Annotated in this window: 17 protein-coding genes and 1 pseudogene; 6 read left to right on the top strand and 12 right to left on the bottom strand. The window is 41.6% G+C overall.

Annotated elements, in window-relative coordinates:
- Positions 1–8 precede the first annotated feature (8 nt).
- From BACFIN_RS11445 to BACFIN_RS11460, 4 genes and pseudogenes are all read right to left on the bottom strand, one after another.
- Positions 9–344 carry a DNA-directed RNA polymerase subunit omega gene (locus tag BACFIN_RS11445; protein ID WP_007752374.1) on the bottom strand — a complete coding sequence of 112 codons (336 nt, stop codon included), beginning with the start codon at positions 342–344 and terminating at the stop codon, positions 9–11.
- 14 nt (positions 345–358) lie between these two features.
- Positions 359–1,162 carry an outer membrane protein assembly factor BamD gene (locus BACFIN_RS11450; RefSeq protein WP_007752362.1) on the bottom strand — a complete coding sequence of 268 codons (804 nt, stop codon included), beginning with the start codon at positions 1,160–1,162 and terminating at the stop codon, positions 359–361.
- 113 nt (positions 1,163–1,275) lie between these two features.
- Positions 1,276–1,702, bottom strand: a pseudogene (locus BACFIN_RS20710) (amino acid-binding protein).
- A 25-nt stretch (positions 1,703–1,727) separates the two neighbouring features.
- The gene (locus BACFIN_RS11460) at positions 1,728–3,026 is read right to left on the bottom strand and encodes a phenylacetate--CoA ligase family protein (protein WP_032839513.1); all 1,299 of its coding nucleotides are present in this window, start codon (positions 3,024–3,026) and stop codon (positions 1,728–1,730) included.
- A 187-nt stretch (positions 3,027–3,213) separates the two neighbouring features.
- Between BACFIN_RS11460 and uvrB the strand changes: the two genes are divergently transcribed.
- On the top strand, positions 3,214–5,247 hold the full coding sequence (gene uvrB / locus BACFIN_RS11465; RefSeq protein WP_007752351.1) for an excinuclease ABC subunit UvrB: 2,034 nt from the start codon (positions 3,214–3,216) through the stop codon (positions 5,245–5,247).
- A 243-nt stretch (positions 5,248–5,490) separates the two neighbouring features.
- Here uvrB and BACFIN_RS11470 read toward each other — a convergent pair whose 3' ends face one another.
- Positions 5,491–6,195 (bottom strand): SGNH/GDSL hydrolase family protein, encoded by a 705-nt coding sequence (locus tag BACFIN_RS11470; RefSeq protein WP_007752344.1) that lies wholly within the window; start codon positions 6,193–6,195, stop codon positions 5,491–5,493.
- A gap of 305 nt (positions 6,196–6,500) precedes the next feature.
- Here BACFIN_RS11470 and BACFIN_RS11475 point away from each other — a divergent pair, with 305 nt between their 5' ends.
- Both BACFIN_RS11475 and BACFIN_RS11480 read left to right on the top strand, forming a co-directional pair.
- Complete coding sequence (locus BACFIN_RS11475) at positions 6,501–6,977, top strand: alanyl-tRNA editing protein (protein ID WP_007752343.1); 477 nt, start codon at positions 6,501–6,503, stop codon at positions 6,975–6,977.
- 272 nt (positions 6,978–7,249) lie between these two features.
- Positions 7,250–7,678, top strand: a complete 429-nt coding sequence (locus BACFIN_RS11480; protein ID WP_004300008.1) for an Hsp20/alpha crystallin family protein — start codon at positions 7,250–7,252, stop codon at positions 7,676–7,678.
- A gap of 162 nt (positions 7,679–7,840) precedes the next feature.
- Here BACFIN_RS11480 and BACFIN_RS11485 read toward each other — a convergent pair whose 3' ends face one another.
- The 5 genes from BACFIN_RS11485 to BACFIN_RS11505 form a co-directional block, all read right to left on the bottom strand.
- Entirely contained in the window at positions 7,841–8,956 is a 1,116-nt protein-coding gene (locus BACFIN_RS11485; RefSeq protein WP_007752332.1) for an ABC transporter permease, read from the bottom strand.
- A gap of 88 nt (positions 8,957–9,044) precedes the next feature.
- A complete protein-coding gene (locus BACFIN_RS11490; protein WP_007752313.1) occupies positions 9,045–10,148 on the bottom strand; it encodes an ABC transporter permease in 1,104 nt (367 codons plus the stop codon).
- Positions 10,149–10,150: 2 nt separating this feature from the next.
- Positions 10,151–11,620 carry an ATP-binding cassette domain-containing protein gene (locus BACFIN_RS11495; protein ID WP_007752311.1) on the bottom strand — a complete coding sequence of 490 codons (1,470 nt, stop codon included), beginning with the start codon at positions 11,618–11,620 and terminating at the stop codon, positions 10,151–10,153.
- Positions 11,621–11,637: 17 nt separating this feature from the next.
- Positions 11,638–12,549, bottom strand: coding sequence for an HlyD family secretion protein (locus tag BACFIN_RS11500; RefSeq protein ID WP_022275049.1), 912 nt, complete (start codon positions 12,547–12,549; stop codon positions 11,638–11,640).
- Positions 12,550–12,565: 16 nt separating this feature from the next.
- On the bottom strand, positions 12,566–13,825 hold the full coding sequence (locus tag BACFIN_RS11505) for a TolC family protein (protein ID WP_032839531.1): 1,260 nt from the start codon (positions 13,823–13,825) through the stop codon (positions 12,566–12,568).
- A 161-nt stretch (positions 13,826–13,986) separates the two neighbouring features.
- On the opposite strand from BACFIN_RS11505, the gene BACFIN_RS11510 reads away from it, so the two are divergent.
- The 3 genes from BACFIN_RS11510 to BACFIN_RS11520 all read left to right on the top strand — a co-directional run bounded on the left by BACFIN_RS11510 (position 13,987) and on the right by BACFIN_RS11520 (position 15,672).
- Positions 13,987–14,883 carry an AraC family transcriptional regulator gene (locus tag BACFIN_RS11510; protein ID WP_007752306.1) on the top strand — a complete coding sequence of 299 codons (897 nt, stop codon included), beginning with the start codon at positions 13,987–13,989 and terminating at the stop codon, positions 14,881–14,883.
- 148 nt (positions 14,884–15,031) lie between these two features.
- On the top strand, positions 15,032–15,385 hold the full coding sequence (locus BACFIN_RS11515) for a type II toxin-antitoxin system RelE/ParE family toxin (protein WP_007752298.1): 354 nt from the start codon (positions 15,032–15,034) through the stop codon (positions 15,383–15,385).
- Entirely contained in the window at positions 15,382–15,672 is a 291-nt protein-coding gene (locus tag BACFIN_RS11520) for a helix-turn-helix transcriptional regulator (protein ID WP_007752287.1), read from the top strand. Before BACFIN_RS11515 ends, BACFIN_RS11520 begins: the two co-directional genes overlap by 4 nt.
- A gap of 94 nt (positions 15,673–15,766) precedes the next feature.
- Here BACFIN_RS11520 and BACFIN_RS11525 read toward each other — a convergent pair whose 3' ends face one another.
- Together BACFIN_RS11525 and carB are read right to left on the bottom strand one after the other, a co-directional pair.
- Positions 15,767–16,813: a mannose-1-phosphate guanylyltransferase gene (locus BACFIN_RS11525; RefSeq protein WP_032839530.1), complete on the bottom strand. Its 1,047-nt coding sequence runs from the start codon at positions 16,811–16,813 to the stop codon at positions 15,767–15,769.
- Between the two features lie 205 nt (positions 16,814–17,018).
- Entirely contained in the window at positions 17,019–20,246 is a 3,228-nt protein-coding gene (carB, locus tag BACFIN_RS11530; protein WP_032839529.1) for a carbamoyl-phosphate synthase (glutamine-hydrolyzing) large subunit, read from the bottom strand.
- Positions 20,247–20,256 lie beyond the last annotated feature (10 nt).

Below are 20,256 nucleotides of genomic sequence, written 5' to 3'. Positions count from 1 at the left end.
AAAATAAATTACTGAAGTTTTTCCTTCTCTTTAGCCGGATTTCTATAGTATATTTTCCCTTCGATGTATTCTTGCGTAGCAATCAGGTCCGGTTTCGGCAACTTCTCATAATAACGAGAAATCTCGATTTGCTCTCTATTTTCAAACACTTCTTCCATGTTGTCAGTATAAGAAGCAAACTCTGCCAATTTCTTAGAAAGATCGTTCTTGATTTCCACACTAATCTGATTAGCACGCTTACCAATAATGGCAACTGTTTCATAAACATTCCCTGTATCGGAGCAGAGTTCCATCATGTCACGGGTTACCGTTGTAGTAGGAGCATTCGTCTTTTTGTAGTCCATAAATCTATTTAAATTTAGTCTTTAATTACTTTCTGTGATTCATTGAAAATTTTCTCAGCCTCTTTCAGATATTTGCTTTCCGGAAACTCATTCTTAAAAGCATAATATTCATCGATTGTCTCACGATACCGATCCATTTTCTTATCTTCCACGCTATAAATAGCCATCTCATACCTTGCACGCAGAATCAAGATGGAAAGTTCTTCGCGATAATCAGTATAAGGATAATCCTTCAGTGCATTTTGAGCCGTGATTACACAAGACTCATAGTTGTTGCCCAAATAATTACCCAAGTTATAATATAATTTGGCTGAATAAAGTTCTTTCAACACCAACTTATCCTGCAAAGCAAAAATCATATCCTGTGCCTCTTGCTTTTTACTACTGTTCGGGAAATATTCCATGAACATCTGTAATTGTTGGATAGCCTGATAAGTACTTGACTGATCCAAACGTGGCTCCGGAGTATCCAAAAATAACGCTTTACCTGCATGGAAACGTGCCAATTCAGTAAAAGTTCCACGGGGATATGTATTAAAATAGGTGATAAAAGTCTGAGCCGCAGTCTGATAATCTTTTTGATTATAATAACTCATGCCCAACATATACAAAGATTCTTCCGCTTTATCCGTTCCTTTAAGAATAGTAATCAATTCGTTCAACAAAGTAGCCGAACGGTTATACTGTCCTTTTGCAAAATAGTTTTTAGCGGCTTCGTACTTGTATTCGTAATCGGTGCTTTTCAGCAATTTATTATACTCCCCACATGAAGTGAGAGTAGCTGCCGCAAGCAAAGTTATAATGATATTTTTCTTCATCCTATTTTAAAATATTGCGCAAAGTTACTTATTCGCAGGGAATTTAGCAATTAATCTATGTTTTTTAATACATAAAAGGCGTTAAACATCGACAAATGGGGAGAAAAAGACAATTAAAGTTTATACAAATCGCTAGCCGCCAGCAGATCAACTTTCTTTTCTTTCAACACCTCAATACATTTATCCAGATTGCTAGGACGAATCACTACATTGGCCACATTATTATTGGCAAACGAGTACATATATTCGATAAACACCCCTTCAGCGGACAAATATCCCAATACAGTTGCCAAAGCTCCCGGCACATTAGGACAACTGATCCCGACCACATCAGTCACATTTACTGCAAAATGATTATCCTTCAAAGCTTTATATGCTCTATCCGGATCGGACACAATTCCGCGCAAAATACCGAAATCAGCATTTTCAGCGATGCACAAAGCAGAAAGATTGATATCTTCTTTCGCCAGCACTTCAGTCACTTCCGTCAAACGACCTGACTTGTTTTACCAAAAAGATAGAAAGTTGTTTTGCTACCATAATCGTAGAGTATTAATTTTAAGTTTTAAAGTTTTCTGTTATCAATCACCCGTTTCGCTTTACCCACACTGCGTTCAATGCTACGCGGTTCTACCAGCTTCACATTGACTCCCAATCCGAGTACACTCTGCAGACGCGCACCCAATTTCTTCTTCAGAGCCAACATCTTATTGATTTCATCAGAATAGAATTCCGGCCGTACTTCTACTTGAAGTTCCATCGTATCGGTATTATTCTCGCGTCCCACTATCAGCAGATAATGCGGTTCAAATTCCGCCATTTCAAAAATAACGGATTCTATTTGTGTCGGGAATACATTGACACCACGAATAATCAACATATCATCACTGCGTCCCAAGATACGATCCATGCGTACCAATGTACGTCCACAGGAACATTTGTCATAATGTAGAGCGGTAAGGTCGCGCGTACGATAACGGAGCAGCGGCATACCTTCCTTTGTAAGGTGAGTAAACACCAGTTCGCCTGTTTGACCGGGTTCTATCGGCTGTAATGTATTCGGATCAATAATTTCGGGGAAGTAATGGTCTTCATTCAAGTGGGTTCCATGCTGGCATTCACACTCGTAGCCCACACCCGGTCCGGCAATTTCACTCAATCCATAAATATCGTATGCCTTAATGCCCAGCTTTTCTTCAATCTCATGGCGCATATTTTCCGTCCAAGGTTCTGCACCGAAAGCACCGACTTTCAGCTTAAACTCCTCACGTGGATACCCCGAATCCTTAATCGCATCTGCCAGATACAGTGCATAAGAAGGCGTGCAACAAAGTACTGTCGAACCGAAGTCATGCATCAACGTTATCTGCTTTTCAGTGTTACCGCTAGACATTGGAATCACAGAAGCTCCGATATTTTCGGCTCCGGCATGTGCCCCCAGTCCGCCTGTGAAAAGTCCATATCCGTATGATACTTGAAAAATGTCCGATCGGCCTGCCCCGTATGCGGTAAAGGCACGAGAAATACATTCCGCCCATGAAGACAAATCCTTACGAGTATAGCCGACAACCGTCGGTTTCCCCGTCGTACCGGATGAAGCATGGATACGTACAATCTGACTCATCGGTACAGCACAAAGCCCGAACGGATAATTATCTCTTAAATCATGTTTCGTGGTAAACGGCAGTTTCACAATATCATCAATGCTATTGATATCATCGGGAGTGACTCCCATTTCCTGCATCTTCTTCCGATAGAAGGGTGTGTTGTGATAAACGTAATCTACAATTTTCTTGAGTCGTATGCTTTGAATCTTACGAAGACTCTCACGATCCATACACTCAATGCTCTCATTCCAAATCATGCTTTTCATTATTAAAATTAAAAAATAGAGAATCGAGAATGAAAGGGAATTATCTGCTTCTGCAATACTTTTTAATTTTCAATTCTCAATTTTCAATTATTTTGTTGCAAAGTAAAGGATTTATTTGGAAAAATGATTTGTAATCTCGATTATTTTGCCGAATATTGTTCCAATTTTAGAATTAACTATGAATTTTGAACTAACATCAGCTTATAAACCTACCGGAGACCAGCCGGAAGCAATCGCACAACTGACTGAAGGGGTACTTCAAGGAGTTCCCGCACAGACTTTATTGGGGGTCACAGGATCGGGAAAAACATTTACCATTGCCAATGTAATCGCTAATATCAATAAGCCGACATTGATTTTGAGCCATAATAAGACGCTGGCCGCCCAATTATATGGAGAGTTTAAGGGATTCTTTCCGAATAATGCGGTGGAATATTACGTTTCATACTACGATTATTACCAGCCGGAAGCCTATTTGCCTAGCAGCGATACTTATATAGAAAAGGATCTTGCCATCAATGACGAGATAGACAAGCTCCGTCTCGCCGCAACTTCCGCCCTACTCTCCGGACGAAAAGACGTAGTAGTGGTCTCTTCCGTTTCCTGTATCTATGGGATGGGAAACCCTTCGGACTTTTATAAAAATGTGATTGAAATAGAACGGGGACGCATGATTGACCGCAATGTTTTCCTCCGCCGCCTGGTAGACAGTCTGTATGTCCGCAACGATATCGACCTTAATCGTGGTAATTTCCGCGTCAAAGGAGATACTGTGGATATTTATCTGGCATATACGGACAACCTGTTGCGCGTCACATTTTGGGGAGACGAGATTGATGGCATAGAGGAGGTAGACCCAGTCAGCGGAGTCACTGTCGCCCCCTTCGAGGCTTATAAGATTTATCCCGCCAATTTGTTCATGACTACTAAGGAGGCAACCCTCCGCGCTATTCATGAGATAGAAGATGACTTGACCAAACAGGTCGCTTTCTTTGAGTCTATCGGCAAAGAATATGAAGCGAAAAGACTATACGAGCGTGTCACATACGATATGGAAATGATTCGGGAATTGGGACATTGCTCCGGCATTGAGAATTATTCCCGCTATTTCGACGGTCGTGCTGCAGGTACCCGCCCTTATTGTCTGCTGGATTTCTTTCCGGACGATTTTCTGATTGTCATTGACGAAAGCCATGTCAGTGTTCCTCAGATCCGTGCAATGTACGGAGGCGACAGGGCACGTAAAATCAATCTTGTGGAGTATGGTTTCCGCCTACCTGCCGCCATGGATAACCGACCGTTGAAATTTGAAGAATTTCAGGAAATGGCGAAGCAAGTGATCTATGTCAGCGCTACACCGGCAGACTATGAACTCATCCAATCCGAAGGGATTGTAGTGGAACAGGTAATCCGTCCTACCGGACTGTTGGACCCGATTATTGAAGTACGCCCGAGCTTGAACCAGATCGATGATCTGATGGAAGAAATTCAACTGCGTATTGAGAAAGAAGAGCGTGTTCTTGTCACTACTCTTACCAAGCGTATGGCGGAGGAGCTAACTGAATATCTCCTCAACAATAATATAAGGTGTAATTATATTCATAGCGACGTTGATACTCTCGAACGTGTAAAAATCATGGATGACCTCCGACAGGGAATTTACGATGTGCTGATCGGGGTCAATCTGCTACGTGAAGGTCTCGATTTGCCGGAAGTATCTCTTGTAGCTATCCTTGATGCAGACAAGGAAGGCTTCCTTCGTTCCCATCGTTCGTTGACGCAGACAGCCGGACGTGCAGCGCGCAATGTGAACGGAAAAGTAATCATGTATGCCGATAAAATTACGGACAGCATGAGACTGACCATCGACGAGACCAATCGTCGACGAGAGAAACAGTTGGCATACAATGAGGCAAACGGCATTACTCCACAGCAGATCAAGAAAGCGAGAAACTTGGATGTATTCGGCAACGCTAATTCGGAAACAAATGAATTGCTGAAAGAAAAACAAGCCTATATTGAACCGACAACTCCGAACATTGCGGCAGATCCGGTAGTACAGTATATGAGTAAAGCACAAATGGAAAAGAGTATCGAACGTACGCGCAAACTAATGCAGGAAGCAGCCAAAAAGCTTGAATTTATTGAAGCTGCCCAATACCGTGACGAATTATTAAAATTGGAAAACTTAATGAAAGAGAAATGGGGATAGATTTCCCTACTTCTCTTCTACTACAAATTTGATTGTCAAGCATAGAAAATCTTAACAAACCTATATCACGTCATCCATTCCGTTAATTAGAGTTATAAAAACACTTATCAATGGCTGATAATTTGCAAAGTTGCCGGAAGTCCGTATCTTTGCATTGTGTTTTTCATAGTATTAGATTTAAGGTTAACAAAGGTTGGAGCAAGGCGTTGCTCCTTTTTTTATGTCTATACGTTATCTTCGTATTCAAAGTGCTTTATCAATCGCTTTCTTTATCAACGGTTCCATGATATCATATCCTTCACTGTTCGGATGTACTCCGTCTTTTGTATATTGAGGATTCAAGGCCTGGTTTTCATTAACCACCAATGCTTGATAATAATCCACATACGGAATTTTATTTGCTTTTGCATAAGCCTCTATCCGATCATTTAAAGATTTAATCTTCTGAGGAGCATCTTTAATTTCCATTCTCCACTTGAATGCAGCAGCAGGAAGTACGGAAGTCAGAATAACTTTAATTTTATTCGCTTTAGCCAATTCGACCATGGAGATGATATTTCCAAACGTATAATCTTCATTATAAGCCTGTGTATTTTCGGCAACATCATTTGTTCCGGCATTAATCACTACTAAAGCAGGAGAAAGATTAATCACATCTTCCCGAAAACGTAACAAGAATTGATAAGAAGTCTGCCCACTGATTCCGCGACCAATATATCCATTTGTCTTGAAGAAGTCCGGATGAGTCCTTACCCAACCTTCAGTGATGGAATTTCCCATAAAAACAACCCGTTTATCTTTTTTTGTCGCTTGCGGAAGCGCAGCATTTTGTTTTGAATAACGAGCTAAATTTGCAAAATCCTTTTTCTGTGCATAGCTCTCTCCCATTGAGAAGCTTAAACAAATAATTGCCAACAGTAACCATTGGTACATTCTTCTTTTATCCATATTTATATTAGGTATTAGTAATAGATATTGGACGCAAAGATAAAAAAAAATCTCTGTACATAGACAGTAAAATTCCGAATAACCGTTAAGACAGGAATGCATTTTCTTAATCTATGTTATATAACATACATTTTTTCTTGGATTATTTGCAAATATCACAGAAGTCCGTACCTTTGCAATGTGTTTTTCATAGTATTAGATTTAAGGTTAACAAAGGTTGGAGCAAGGCGTTGCTCCTTTTTTTATATCTATACGTATAGGATCTATCGTAAAATAGAAACAATCAATTCAAATAACTAAATCCAATGGAACAACAAATTCAACTCAACGATCACAACAAGCAGGAATACCCTCCTATGCATACAGCAGAGCATTTACTCAATGCCACCATGGTGAAAACCTTTGGCTGCCCACGTTCTCGCAATGCCCACATCGAAAGGAAAAAGAGCAAATGTGACTATATACTTTCGTCATGTCCGACAGCGGAACAAATCCAGTCTATTGAAAATAAAGTGAACGAGGCAATCAGTCAGAACCTACCTGTGACTGTTGAGTATATGACACATGAACAGGCCAAAGACATCGTAGATTTAAGCAAACTACCTGCCGATGCAAGCGAAACTCTTCGCATTGTCCGCATTGGAGATTATGATGCCTGCGCCTGCATCGGATTGCATGTGTCCAATACTTCTGAAGTGGGTACCTTCAAAATCATTAGTTATGATTATGACGAAGAAAGGCAAACACTAAGAATAAGGTTCAAACTGATCGAGAAGAAGTAAACAGGTTATCAAATTAATATCTATCTTATATAAAATAAATAAAAACAGGATACATTTTGTCACTTATATTGCAAAATTGACATTATAAAAATGACAAATAGACAATTTTAGTCTCAAAAATCACTTGGCATAAGGTTTGCACTTATAGAAGCGAAACAACGGTTCGAGAGCAGACGATGGAAACCGGGACAACCGGTGCCATCAGAAGTGAAAATACCGAAGTTCAAGAATAATTAACTGAATGTTTAACTTAAAGATAGGAGACTAAAATTATGATGCCTGTTAGAAGAACTCAAAGTTGGTTACCAAGTATCTTTAATGATTTCTTTGATAACGATTGGATGGTAAAAGCAAATGCTACTGCACCTGCAATTAATGTTTTGGAAACAGAAAAAGAATACAAAGTGGAATTGGCTGCTCCGGGTATGACGAAGGATGATTTCAATGTTCGCATTGATGAAGATAATAACCTCGTTATCAGCATGGAGAAGAAGACAGAAAACAAGGAGGAAAAGAAAGACGGTCGCTATCTGCGTCGCGAATTCTCATACTCTAAGTTCCAGCAAACAATGATTCTACCGGATAATGTAGACAAAGAAAAAATTGCTGCATCTGTAGAACATGGCGTTCTAAATATCGAACTTCCGAAACTCTCTGAAGAAGAAGTAAAGAAGCCAAATAGACAAATCGAAATAAAGTAATACAGTAACCACTTACTATTCACCGGAGACGGTGATGAAAAAGATCAAAAACAGCTCTCTCCCTTAAAGGGAAACGAGCTGTTTTTTTATTGTCTTTGCAGGCAATGCCGCCTTATTAACATAACATACCCACAGGGTTTTCGGACTGCCCCCTTATTATCTTCAGTTGTTCTTCCGATAGCTAATTACCGCCCAACTATTAAACACGACTGCAAAAAGCAACAATATTCCGAACTGCGGCAGCAAATCAAAGAAACCACTCCCCTTCAGATATATCATTCGCATCACCTCCATAAAATACTTCAAAGGATTGAATATCGTTATTATTTGTGCCCATTCCGGCATGCTGCTAATGGGGGTAAACAAACCGCTCATCAAAATCACCACCAACAAACAGAACCACATAACAAACATTGATTGCTGCATCGTTGCTGAATAGTTGGAAATGACTAGTCCGAAGCCGGACATCACCAGAACAAAAAGAACCGCGAAAAAGTAAATCAACAGAAAATGCCCGACAGGTACTATGCCATAAATTAACCAGGCTAATATGAAACACACCGTCAGCACCAGAAAACCAATCAGCCAATAAGGCAAGAGCTTTGCCAGAATAAAGACAAACTTCGGAACCGGAGTCACATTGATTTGCTCTATTGTCCCGACTTCCTTCTCGCTAACCACATTCAACGCAGGCAGGAAACCACAAATCAAAGTCAACAACATAACCATCAATGCCGGAATCATATAGAGCTTATAGTTCAGATTCGGATTAAACAATCCCTGCGTATCAACCTGTATGGAAGGGAAAGCACCAGAAACAGTAGCTGCTTCGGGATGTTCCGAACGTAGTTCGGCTGCATAATCATTAATGATAGAAGACAAATAAGAACTGCCCAGACCGCCTTTCGTTCCATTCACGGCATTGGCTGCTATCAAAACATGAGCATCCTCTCCATTCATCCAATCCCGTTCCAAATGCCTTGGAATTTCCATCACAATATCAGCCGTTCCAATTTCAATGTTTCGAAGACCTTCTTCATACGAGGCCGGTACTTCTACCAAACGAAAGTAAGTGGAGGCAGCAATCTTATTCACTAAACGTTGTGAAATAGCCGAATGATCATTATCCACAATATTCAACTGTATATTCTTGATTTCCAAATTTACCGCCCAAGGCATCAATAGCATAATCATGCATGGAAATACAAGAATCAATTTCGGAAGAAACGAATTGCGAAGCAATTGTTTAAACTCTTTTTCTATCAGGAACTTTATCATCAATAATTCTTCAATTTGCTGATATGTTTATATGTCAATGCCATGTAGTATAACACAGCCAATTGGCACATTAACATATTATTCTTATCTACTCCAATCTATACTTGAATTTCTTGATACTAACCGTAATAAGTACCGTCGCCATCAATAATAAGATACCAATCTCCTTATATACCAATACAACAGGCACTCCTTCAATCATCAACTTTCGCACAGCCTGAATATACCAACGTGCCGGAAGTATATCCGAAATCCACTGAAGTATCAACGGCATACTCTCAATAGGGAAAATCATCCCCGATAAAAGCATCGTGGGCATCATCAACATCAAACCGGAAACCAGCATGGCCGCAACCTGTGTACGCGTGACTGATGAAATCAATAAGCCCAACGCCAAGGATACGAAGATAAACAACAAAGAGACGGTTATCAACCAGAACAAACTTCCTACTACCGGAACATCCAGCACAAAGACCGAAAGTAAAAGGATAGTGATCAGATTGACAAAAGACAATACAAAATAAGGCACAGCCTTTGCCAAAATAATAAATAGTGGCTTCACAGGCGAAACCAGTAATACTTCCATGGTCCCCGTCTCTTTTTCACGAACGATGGAAATCGAGGTCATCATAGCACAAATCAGCATCAAGATCAACCCCATTACCCCCGGAACAAAGTTATAAGCACTCTTCATTTGCGGGTTATACAACAGTTTTATATCCGACGTTAAACAGGCAGCCGACATATTGGGCGGCATCATTTCCTGACCTACCATAGAAACAATTCCCGTTGCATAATTAACCTGCGAAGTCGACATATTCGGATCTGTCGCATCTACTACCAGCTGCACACGAGCATCACCCGTATAGAGATCATCTATAAAACGTTCGCTAAAAACAATCGCCATATCAACCTTATTCTTCAGAAAAGCAGCTTCCATTTCCTGGGGCGAATGAAAACGTGCAGTAACGGTGAAGTACTCACTGGCGTCCAAACGATCAATTATTTTTCGCGTCACCACATCATTAGAAGGATCGAGTACCGCCAACCGGACATTTTTCACCTCTGTACTGATGGCAAAACCGAATAGTACAATTTGTACAACCGGCATCCCCAACAAAATCAGCATGGTTCGCCGGTCACGGAAAATATGATAAAATTCCTTCTTTACAAAAGCTATAAACTGTCTCATAATCAATCTGCTTTGCGCACCGCACCGCGGGCTAATTGCTGAAAAACATCATCCATCGTTTCCGCACCGAATTGTTGCTTCAGACGGGCAGGTGTATCAAGAGCTTTAATCTGACCGTCCACCATGATAGATATCCGGTTACAATATTCCGCTTCATCCATATAATGGGTAGTGACAAACACGGTGATTCCCTGATCTGCTGCCTGATAAATCAATTCCCAGAACTGCCTTCTCGTAGCAGGATCTACTCCACCCGTCGGCTCATCCAGAAAAACAATTCTCGGCTCATGGAAGATTGAAACTGAAAAAGCTAATTTCTGCTTCCACCCCACCGGAAGGCTTTTCACCAGAGTATCCCGTTCGGCAGTAAGCTCCAGGCGATCCAACAATTCTTCTGTCTTCCGCTCTATTTCTTGCTCTTTCATCCCATAAATCCCGGCAAACAGACGGATATTCTCCCACACTTTCAAATCTTCATACAGCGAAAACTTCTGACTCATATAGCCGATATGCTTCTTTACTTGTTCAGCTTCCCGGAAAATATCATATCCTGCCACCTTTCCGATGCCTGATGTCGGTTTACTTAATCCGCAAAGCATGCGCATGGCCGTAGTCTTTCCGGCACCGTTAGCACCCAGGAAGCCAAATATCTCTCCCCGGTTCACCTGAAAAGAGATATGATCTACCGCTGTAAAATTGCCAAAACACTTTGTCAGCAGCTCCACTTCAATGACCGGAGCGGTTTCATGCCTCACCTCCTCCCGTTCCAAAGAAGGCGGGCAAAGGATGGATGCAAATTGCTGAAGAATACGCTCGGGAGTATCAATTCCATGAATCTTTCCATGATTGATAAAAGCAATCCGGTCACATTGCCGGGCTTCATCCATGATGGGAGTAGAAACAACAATGGTAATACCCTGTTCCCGCAAGTTACGAAGCATTTGCCAAAATTCCTTGCGCGACACAGGATCCACTCCGGTAGTGGGTTCATCCAGAAATAAAATATCCGGTTTATGGATCAAAGCACAACTCAATGCCAATTTCTGCTTCATACCACCCGACAAAGCCCCTGCCCTTCTTTTCCTGAACGGTTCTATCTGCTGATAGATATCTTTAATTAAATCATAGTTCTCCTGAACAGTCGTATGGAATACGGTAGCGAAAAACTCCAGATTCTCCTCTACTGAAAGATCCTGGTAAAGTGAAAAACGACCGGGCATATATCCAACCTTCGTACGAATCTGTCTATATTCTGTTGCCACATCCAGTCCGCCGATCGTGGCCGTTCCCTTATCTGCCAGCAGCAAAGTAGTCAGAATACGGAATAAGGTACTCTTACCGGCACCGTCAGGACCTATCAGCCCAAAGATCTCTCCCCGTTCTACCACAAAAGAAACATCTTTCAGCGCTTCCACCGTTCCATAGCTCTTGCCGACTTCTTTCACAACCACTATGGGTGCATCCTTCTCCATCTCCCAGACTTTAATTTTTAATCTTCATTCTTTAATTTTACTCCGCCATACATACCAATCTTCAACGCTCCGTCATTCTTCACCGCAATCTTCACTGCATATACCAGATTAGCACGTTCATTCTTCGTCAGAATTGTTTTTGGAGTGAATTCCGAACGATCGGAAATCCAGGTCACTTCCCCCGGATAAGCTTTCTGCTCCGAGTTGCCATAGTCAGCATACACAGTCACTTGATCTCCCAGTTTCACTTTTGACAACTGTTCGGAAGTGATGTAAGCCCTCAAATACATACGATCCACTTCGCCCACCTTAAATAAAGGCTTACCGATAGCCGCCAATTCACCGGCTTCCGCATATTTAGCCAATACTGTACCTGCGATAGGTGACTGAACATGACATTTAGCTAACTGATCCTCCACTTGCGCTACCTGTATAGCAACCGAATTGCCTTGTTCTGTAAGGCTATTCGTACTATTACGCAACGATGATTCCTGTGCAACGAGCTGTCGTTCGAGTAATTTGACTTGCGCGTCCCAATCATCCAGTTGTTTCTGATTGGCCGCACCTGCAGCAAGCAAGTTTTCCACCCGTTTCCTCTCACGCTCTGCCGTGACAATTTGCTGCTTGGTAGCGGCAATCTGTTTGGCAAGATCAGGACGCTGGTTTTCTACCGATTTCATACTGGCTTCCAATTGCAATTTCTTTAAATACAATTGTACCGTATCTACCAACCCGATCTCCTCACCCGCTTCCAGCTTTGTTCCCTCTTCTACTTCCAGTCGTAGCAATTTTCCGGCAGCCTCGGCGGACACTATTACTTCCGTAGCTTCAAATGTACCGGTTGCGTCATAATCAGGTGTTCCATTTCCACAGGCAGATAACATCATCAGCGTTATCCCCCACATTCCTATTTTTGTTATTCTTTTCATACCCGGAGAAGTTATATTAATCATTCGTTGTATATTTCAATTGATAAATTCCCATTAACCGTTGAATCTCATGCATAGCTTTCGACTGACGCGCCAAGCTCTCATTAGTCAGTTCACGTAACATTTCAGTCACGGTCAATGTTCCATTTGCCACCTTTGCTTCGGCAGCTTTACGGATATTTGTACGCAACCGGATTATTTCATCATCATCCCGCATTTGCTTCTCCAAAGAATGGATAACCTGATCCTGCTGCGTCATTTCCAGTCTTGTATTGAAAAGGAATATATCCCGGTTATTATCCAGTTGCTGTCTTTTCTTCTCGATCACCCGACGGTCATTTTTCAAAGTATACAGACTACCGAAATTCCATGAAAGCCGGACACCTGCCATATAATAAGGAGAGAATTCATTCTTCAGCATATCCAATCCGGGATTTCCGTATGCCCCCTGCACAAACAGTCCGAACTGCGGAAGATGACGCACATTCAAAGCCTTCTCCTGCACTTGCAGTCCAGCTCCCTGTGCATCAAACAAAGCCAACTCCGGCCGACGAATCTCACTGACAGCCGAAACCGTACTTTGAGGTACAGGTTTCTCCAGCACCGTCTCCGGAGACAGTGCTTCTCCTACCAACAGCGAAAGCATTTTCAAATAAGCTGCACGTGATGATACTAAATCCACTCTTTTCTGTTTTGTATTCAGCTGCTCCACTTTCACTGCATCCAAATCAGCTTGATTGGCTATTCCATTTTCCACATAAGCAGTAATCTGACGATAATTTCTCTCTAGCTCATCTTGTAACAATGTATTCTGTTTGATTTGCTCGTCCAGCAGGAGAATTCCAAAATAAAGATCATTCACGCGGTCATTCAGCGCATACATATCTACATTCAGTTTTTCTTTCTCCACTTCAGCCTCTGCAATCGTCTGCTTCTTCTGCATACGGATTCCTCCCCCGTCCCATATCTTCTGTTGCAACTCCAACATGACCTGATATTGGTCTTTGGGCAATCCTTTTAAATCTACTCCGGGAAGTTTTGCCGGAATTTCTGTCACATCACTCTGATAAGAGGCCTTAGCCGAAAGAGCAAATTGAGGTAAATATCCCTTGGCTGCATTTTCCAGATTATATTCCTTTGTCTTCTCCACTAAACCATACTGATGTACCAGCGGATAATTGTCCTGCGTCTTCCGCAGACATTCTTCCAATGTAATCTGCGCATACGCTCCTGCTACATACAGTAAAAAGGAGAAACTGAAAATCATTCTTTTCATATCCATTATTTCTTTGGTTTCTTCGAAAGACAAAGATAGGGATTTCAAAGACACTGGTCATTTCCAAGAGTTGGCAAATATGTCCCATTAGTTCGATAAAACAGAAAAAAGAAAATAAATATGCCGCATTTTATTACCTTTGCCGGAAAAGAGAGAAAGAAATGGAACAAAAAGGACCGATAGAGTTAGCACTTAAATTATTAGACAATCTCAAAATTGTCCGACATAACGAGCATCGTTATATATCTTCTGATTTCGGATTCGTCAATAGCTTTGTAAAAATGGAAACGACTCTTTTCTCACTCGGTCAACCGTATCGTATTAAAGAAGGGCGTATTGCATTCGTCAAACAAGGTTCTGTCCGAGTTCTCATTAATCTGATCGAATATACCATCCAACCGGGATACATCGCAGTGATCGCTCCTAACTCCATTATTCAAATCACAGAAGTGTCTCCTGATTTTGATATGCAAATGATAGCAGCCGACCACAATTTCCTTCCTATATCCGGAAAAGACGATTTTTTCTCTTACCTTCTCCATCATCAGAAAAGCATCATATTGTTACTATCTCCGCAAGAACAGCAACAAGTGGAACATTATTTCACCTTGATATGGGGAGTATTGCAGGAACCGCCATTCCGCAAAGAAGCTATACAACATCTTTTGGCCAGCCTCCTCTATTATTTAGAATATATCGCTCAAAACAGCATTGAGCAGAATCCTGCACAGTTGACAAGACAGGAAGAGATTTTCCAACGCTTCATCTCTCTTGTCAACACACACAGCAAGAAAGAGCGTAACGTGAACTTCTATGCGGATAAGCTATGTCTCACTCCGCGTTATCTGAATACAGTTATCCGGCAGGCCAGTCAACAAACAGTAATGGACTGGATAAACCAGTCCATTATACTAGAAGCAAAAGTATTGCTAAAACATAGCAATCTGCTCGTTTATCAAGTTTCTGATGAATTAAATTTCCCTAATCCTTCTTTTTTCTCGAAGTTCTTCAAACGAATGACAGGAATGACACCACACGAATATCAGCAAACGAAATAATCTTTATTTCGAGAACTCTGAATACAGTCAGCCACTTTCTATGAGTTGGCAAAATGTTCTGAAGAGATAATGGATAAAATGATGAGAAAAATTAAAGAAAAAGTAGTCTAAAATTGCTTTTATGTAATTTATAAGTTACCTTTGTAAAATGAAAGTAAGAGAAGTCATAACATATAAAGAATATTTTGATGATTTTTTCAAGAAACAACCACAGAAGGTTCGCGATAAAATCATCAAAGTGCTAGATATTATCGAGCAGATAGACCGAATCCCAACGACATATCTAAAATACATAGAAGGTACTAATGGACTATTTGAGGTTCGCGTGCAACTAGGCAATAATATCTTCCGCATTTTTTGTTTCTTTGACGGTAATAAATTGGTTGTTTTGTTAAGTGGCTTTCAGAAAAAGACACAAAAAACGCCACCAGAAGAAATAAAAAGAGCAGAACGGCTTATGACCGACTATTATAAAGAAAAAGAAAAGGAGATTTTAGAATGAATACAAAAACATTAGACCAAATTAAAAATGAGTATTACGGTGAAGTTGGAGCACCGGAACGAGACAGGCTTGAGAGAGAACTTGAGGCTTTGCGCATTGGCTTTAAGATACGAAGTGCCAGAGAAAAATTAGATATGACACAAGCAGAGCTTGCAAGTCGCATTGACAAGAAACGTACATTCATATCAAAAGTTGAAAACGATGGAGAAAATATTACTCTCAAAACATTATTTGATATTGTAGAACGTGGACTTGGTGGAAAATTAAATATCGAAGTGCAATTATAAAAATAATGCCGGAGTGCTTAACTCCGGCTTTCAATTGAATATCAGCTGAATGACAGGAATGACACCACACGAATATCAGCAAACGAAATAATCTTTATTTCGAGAACTCTTTAATCCGTTGTTCCTCTTCCAGTTTACAAATCAGTAATGTATTATCTTTCTCCGCGATGATATATCCATCTAATCCTTGAACAACAACTCGTTTTTCTTCGCTGGCATGCACAATACAATTCTTACTGTCATACAAACGTATATCGGTTCCTACCGTAGCATTTCCCGATTTATCCTGTGGCAAAAGACCGCGAAGTGCTCCCCATGTACCTAAGTCCGACCAGCCGAAAGAAGCCGGTAACACGTAAATTGCCTCCGCTTTTTCCATCACCGCATAGTCGATAGAAATACTTTCGCAAGTCGGGAACAACTTTTTGATTGTTTCATTTTCTTTTTCCGTATAGAAATCCGGGAAAATACGGTCAAAAATCTGTGCGATACCCGGAGCATATACACGCATCACGGAAGTGATAGTACGCACGTTCCACACAAAGATTCCCGCATTCCAGAAGTAATTACCTTCCGCCAAATACTTTTCAGCTGTCTCTTTATCGGGTTTTTCCTTGAATGCGTCTACTGTATAAATTTCTTTATCTGTTTGAAGCTGGTTGGCAGCAGCAATATATCCGTAGCCTGTCTCCGGACGAGTCGGCCGAATACCTATTGTGACAATAGCACTGCTATCATCCGTAAAACGAAGTGCTTTCTCCATCACTCTACGGAACTCGCCCGTATCGATGACTAATGCATCCGAAGGAGTTACTACAATATTAGCACGGGGATGCTTCTTTTTGATTTTCCAGCAAGCAAATGCGATACAAGGTGCAGTATTTCGTGCACAAGGTTCCGCTAAAATATTACTTTCCGGAATTTCCGGCAACTGCTCCCGAACAATATCAATGTATTTTTCAGAAGTTACCACCCACATATTTTCTCTGGGGCAAACACCATCAAACCGGTCTGCCGTCAATTGAATCAGTGACCGGCCACATCCCATTACATCAATAAATTGTTTAGGACATTCCGGAGTGCTCATCGGCCAGAAACGGCTCCCTATGCCACCAGCCATTATTACAACATGATTATCCATACCTATCATCCTCCTGTAAAAAAAAATATTATTTAAATAAGTGCGCAAGTTACATTAAAATGTCCAAAACAGCAAATAAAGACCAAGAGTATTTAATTTTCCAACTGAATAATCGAATAATTGTATTTCTACAATAAAAGACAAAGGCCGCTCCCGAATAACAGGAACGACCTTTGTCTTTTCATTTCAATAGAATATAATCATCTTATTTATATTCTGCCCAGCTCTTGATAGCTATATCATCCACACTCATCGTACAGAAGGCATTGATAAATGCACTAGCCAGACGAGCGTTCGTAATCAACGGAATATTTAAATCGATGGCGGCACGACGGATTTTATACCCATTGCTTAATTCTCCGGCAGTCAAGTTCTTTGGTATATTGACTACCATATCTATTTCCTTACTATGAAGCATCTCCAACGCTTGCGGATGCCCCTCTTCACTCGGCCAATAAACATGAGTACTCTCAATACCGCTCTCGGCAAGCGCTTTATGCGTACCGCCTGTCGCAAAGAGTTTATATCCCTTATTCACCAACATACGGGCTGCATCCATCATATCCGCTTTTTGCTTCATGGTACCTGTAGAAAGCAGGATATTCTTCTTCGGAATACGATAGCCTACAGAAAGCATTGCTTTCAATACGGCACAAGAAGTATCCATACCAATACAACCTACTTCACCAGTGGAAGCCATATCTACTCCCAACACCGGGTCGGCTTTCTGCAAACGGTTGAAAGAGAACTGTGAAGCTTTGATTCCCACATAGTCCAGTTCGAAAAGATTCTTTTCCGGTTTTTCAACAGGCAGGCCGAGCATAACCTTAGTTGCCAATTCAATAAAGTTGATCTTCAATACCTTGCTGACAAATGGGAAAGAACGACTGGCACGCAAGTTACATTCAATCACCTTGATATCATTATCTTTCGCCAAATACTGAATATTAAACGGACCAGAGATATTCAAAGCCTTGGCAATCTCACGGCTGATACGTTTGATACGGCGAACAGTTTCTACATATAGCTTCTGTGGCGGGAACTGAATAGTCGCGTCACCGGAGTGTACTCCTGCAAATTCGATATGCTCACTAATCGCGTATGCCACAATTTCGCCATTCTGCGCCACGGCATCCATTTCTACTTCCTTGGCATGTTCAATAAACTGACTTACTACTACCGGATGTTTTTTCGATACATTGGCGGCCAGTTTCAGGAAGCGCTCCAGCTCTTCCTGATTGGAACAAACATTCATCGCAGCTCCCGAAAGCACGTATGACGGACGGACAAGTACAGGAAAACCCACTTCTTCAACAAACTCCTGAATGTCATCCATAGATGTTAATTCACGCCAACGGGGCTGATCCACACCGATACGGTCGAGCATGGCAGAGAATTTTTCACGATCTTCAGCGTTGTCAATGCTCTTGGCACTTGTGCCAAGGATATTGATATTCTGTGCATCCAGACGCAAAGCAAGGTTATTTGGAATCTGACCACCGGTAGATACAATTACCCCATGCGGATTCTCAAGCTCCAGAATATCCATCACGCGTTCGAAAGTCAATTCGTCGAAGTACAAGCGATCGCACATATCGTAGTCCGTAGATACGGTTTCGGGATTATAGTTAATCATCACGCTGCGCCATCCTTCTTTACGAATAGTATTTAAAGCCTGCACTCCACACCAGTCAAATTCTACGGAAGAACCGATACGATAAGCGCCGGAACCCAATACAACAATAGACTTATGATCTCCCAGATAATGTACATCGTTCGCTACACCGCTATAAGTAAGATACAGATAATTGGTCTGTGCAGGATATTCGGCAGCCAGCGTATCAATCTGCTTCACTACCGGAAGAATACCCGCCTCTTTACGATGTTTGCGGACATAAAGAATACCATCCTCCATATCACCTTCGTAGCCGATGGCACGGGCAACCTGGAAATCAGAGAAACCTTGAACCTTGGCTTTACGAAGCAGTTCGTTTGGCAGATCGGCTATTTGTTTGTGATTATTTCCCCAGCTATGCAGTTCTTCGGAAGTCTGCATGATATTCATCAATTTCTGAAGGAACCATTTATCAATCTTAGTCAGTTCGTGTACCTGATCGATGGTGTAGCCGGCACGAAAAGCCTTCGAGATAACAAAAATACGTTTATCAGTCGGTTCGCGCAAAGCCTTGTCGATGTCGGAAATAACTAGCTCCTTATTTTCTACAAATCCGTGCATTCCCTGTCCAATCATGCGAAGCCCTTTCTGGATAGCTTCTTCAAAAGTGCGACCGATAGCCATCACCTCACCGACAGATTTCATAGAAGATCCCAATTCTTTATCTACACCGTGGAATTTACCCAAATCCCAACGTGGAATCTTACATACGACATAATCCAATGCCGGTTCGAAGAAAGCAGAAGTAGTCTTTGTTACAGAGTTCTTCAGGTCGAAGAGTCCATAACCCAGTCCCAATTTAGCCGCAACGAAAGCCAGCGGATAACCCGTTGCCTTAGATGCCAAAGCCGATGAACGGGAAAGGCGCGCATTTACTTCAATGACCCGATAGTCTTCGGATTCGGGGTCGAAGGCATATTGTACATTACATTCGCCCACAATACCGATGTGACGGATGATACGTATTGCCAGTTCCCGGAGTTTATGATATTCTTTGTTCGTAAGCGTTTGTGACGGAGCAATAACGATAGATTCACCGGTATGAATACCCAGCGGGTCGAAGTTTTCCATATTACAAACTGTAATACAGTTGTCGAAACGGTCGCGCACCACTTCATATTCCACTTCTTTCCAACCACGAAGTGATTTTTCCACTAATACCTGTGGGGAGAAAGAGAATGCTTTTTCTACCAGAATATCCAGTTGCTGTTCATTATCACAGAAACCGGAGCCCAAGCCTCCCAAGGCGTATGCGGCACGAACAATCACGGGATATCCCAATTCTTTTGCTGCGCGACGAGCATCTTCCGCATTTTCTACGGCTTCACTCTTAATGGTCTTTACATTGATTTCATTCAATTTCTGAACGAAAAGTTCGCGGTCCTCGGTATCCATGATGGCCTGCACCGGAGTGCCGAGTACTTTTACATTATATTTTTCAAGAATACCTTCCTTATACAATGCCACTCCACAGTTCAAGGCTGTCTGACCGCCGAACGCCAGCATAATGCCTTCCGGTTTTTCTTTCTGAATCACTTTCTCTACGAAATACGGAGTCACCGGGAGGAAGTAGATTTGATCCGCCACTCCTTCGGAAGTCTGTACCGTAGCAATATTAGGATTGATAAGAATCGTTTCAATGCCTTCTTCTTTCAAGGCTTTGAGTGCCTGCGAACCGGAATAGTCAAACTCACCGGCCTCACCGATCTTCAGGGCACCGGAACCCAACAACAATACTTTCTTTATATTTTCTTTCATTGATTCTACT

The sequence above is a fragment of the Bacteroides finegoldii DSM 17565 genome (assembly GCF_000156195.1).
Classification (GTDB): Bacteria; Bacteroidota; Bacteroidia; order Bacteroidales; family Bacteroidaceae; genus Bacteroides; species Bacteroides finegoldii.
The sequence above is the reverse complement of the archived record's forward strand: the minus strand, read 5'-3'. Positions and strand labels throughout refer to the sequence as shown.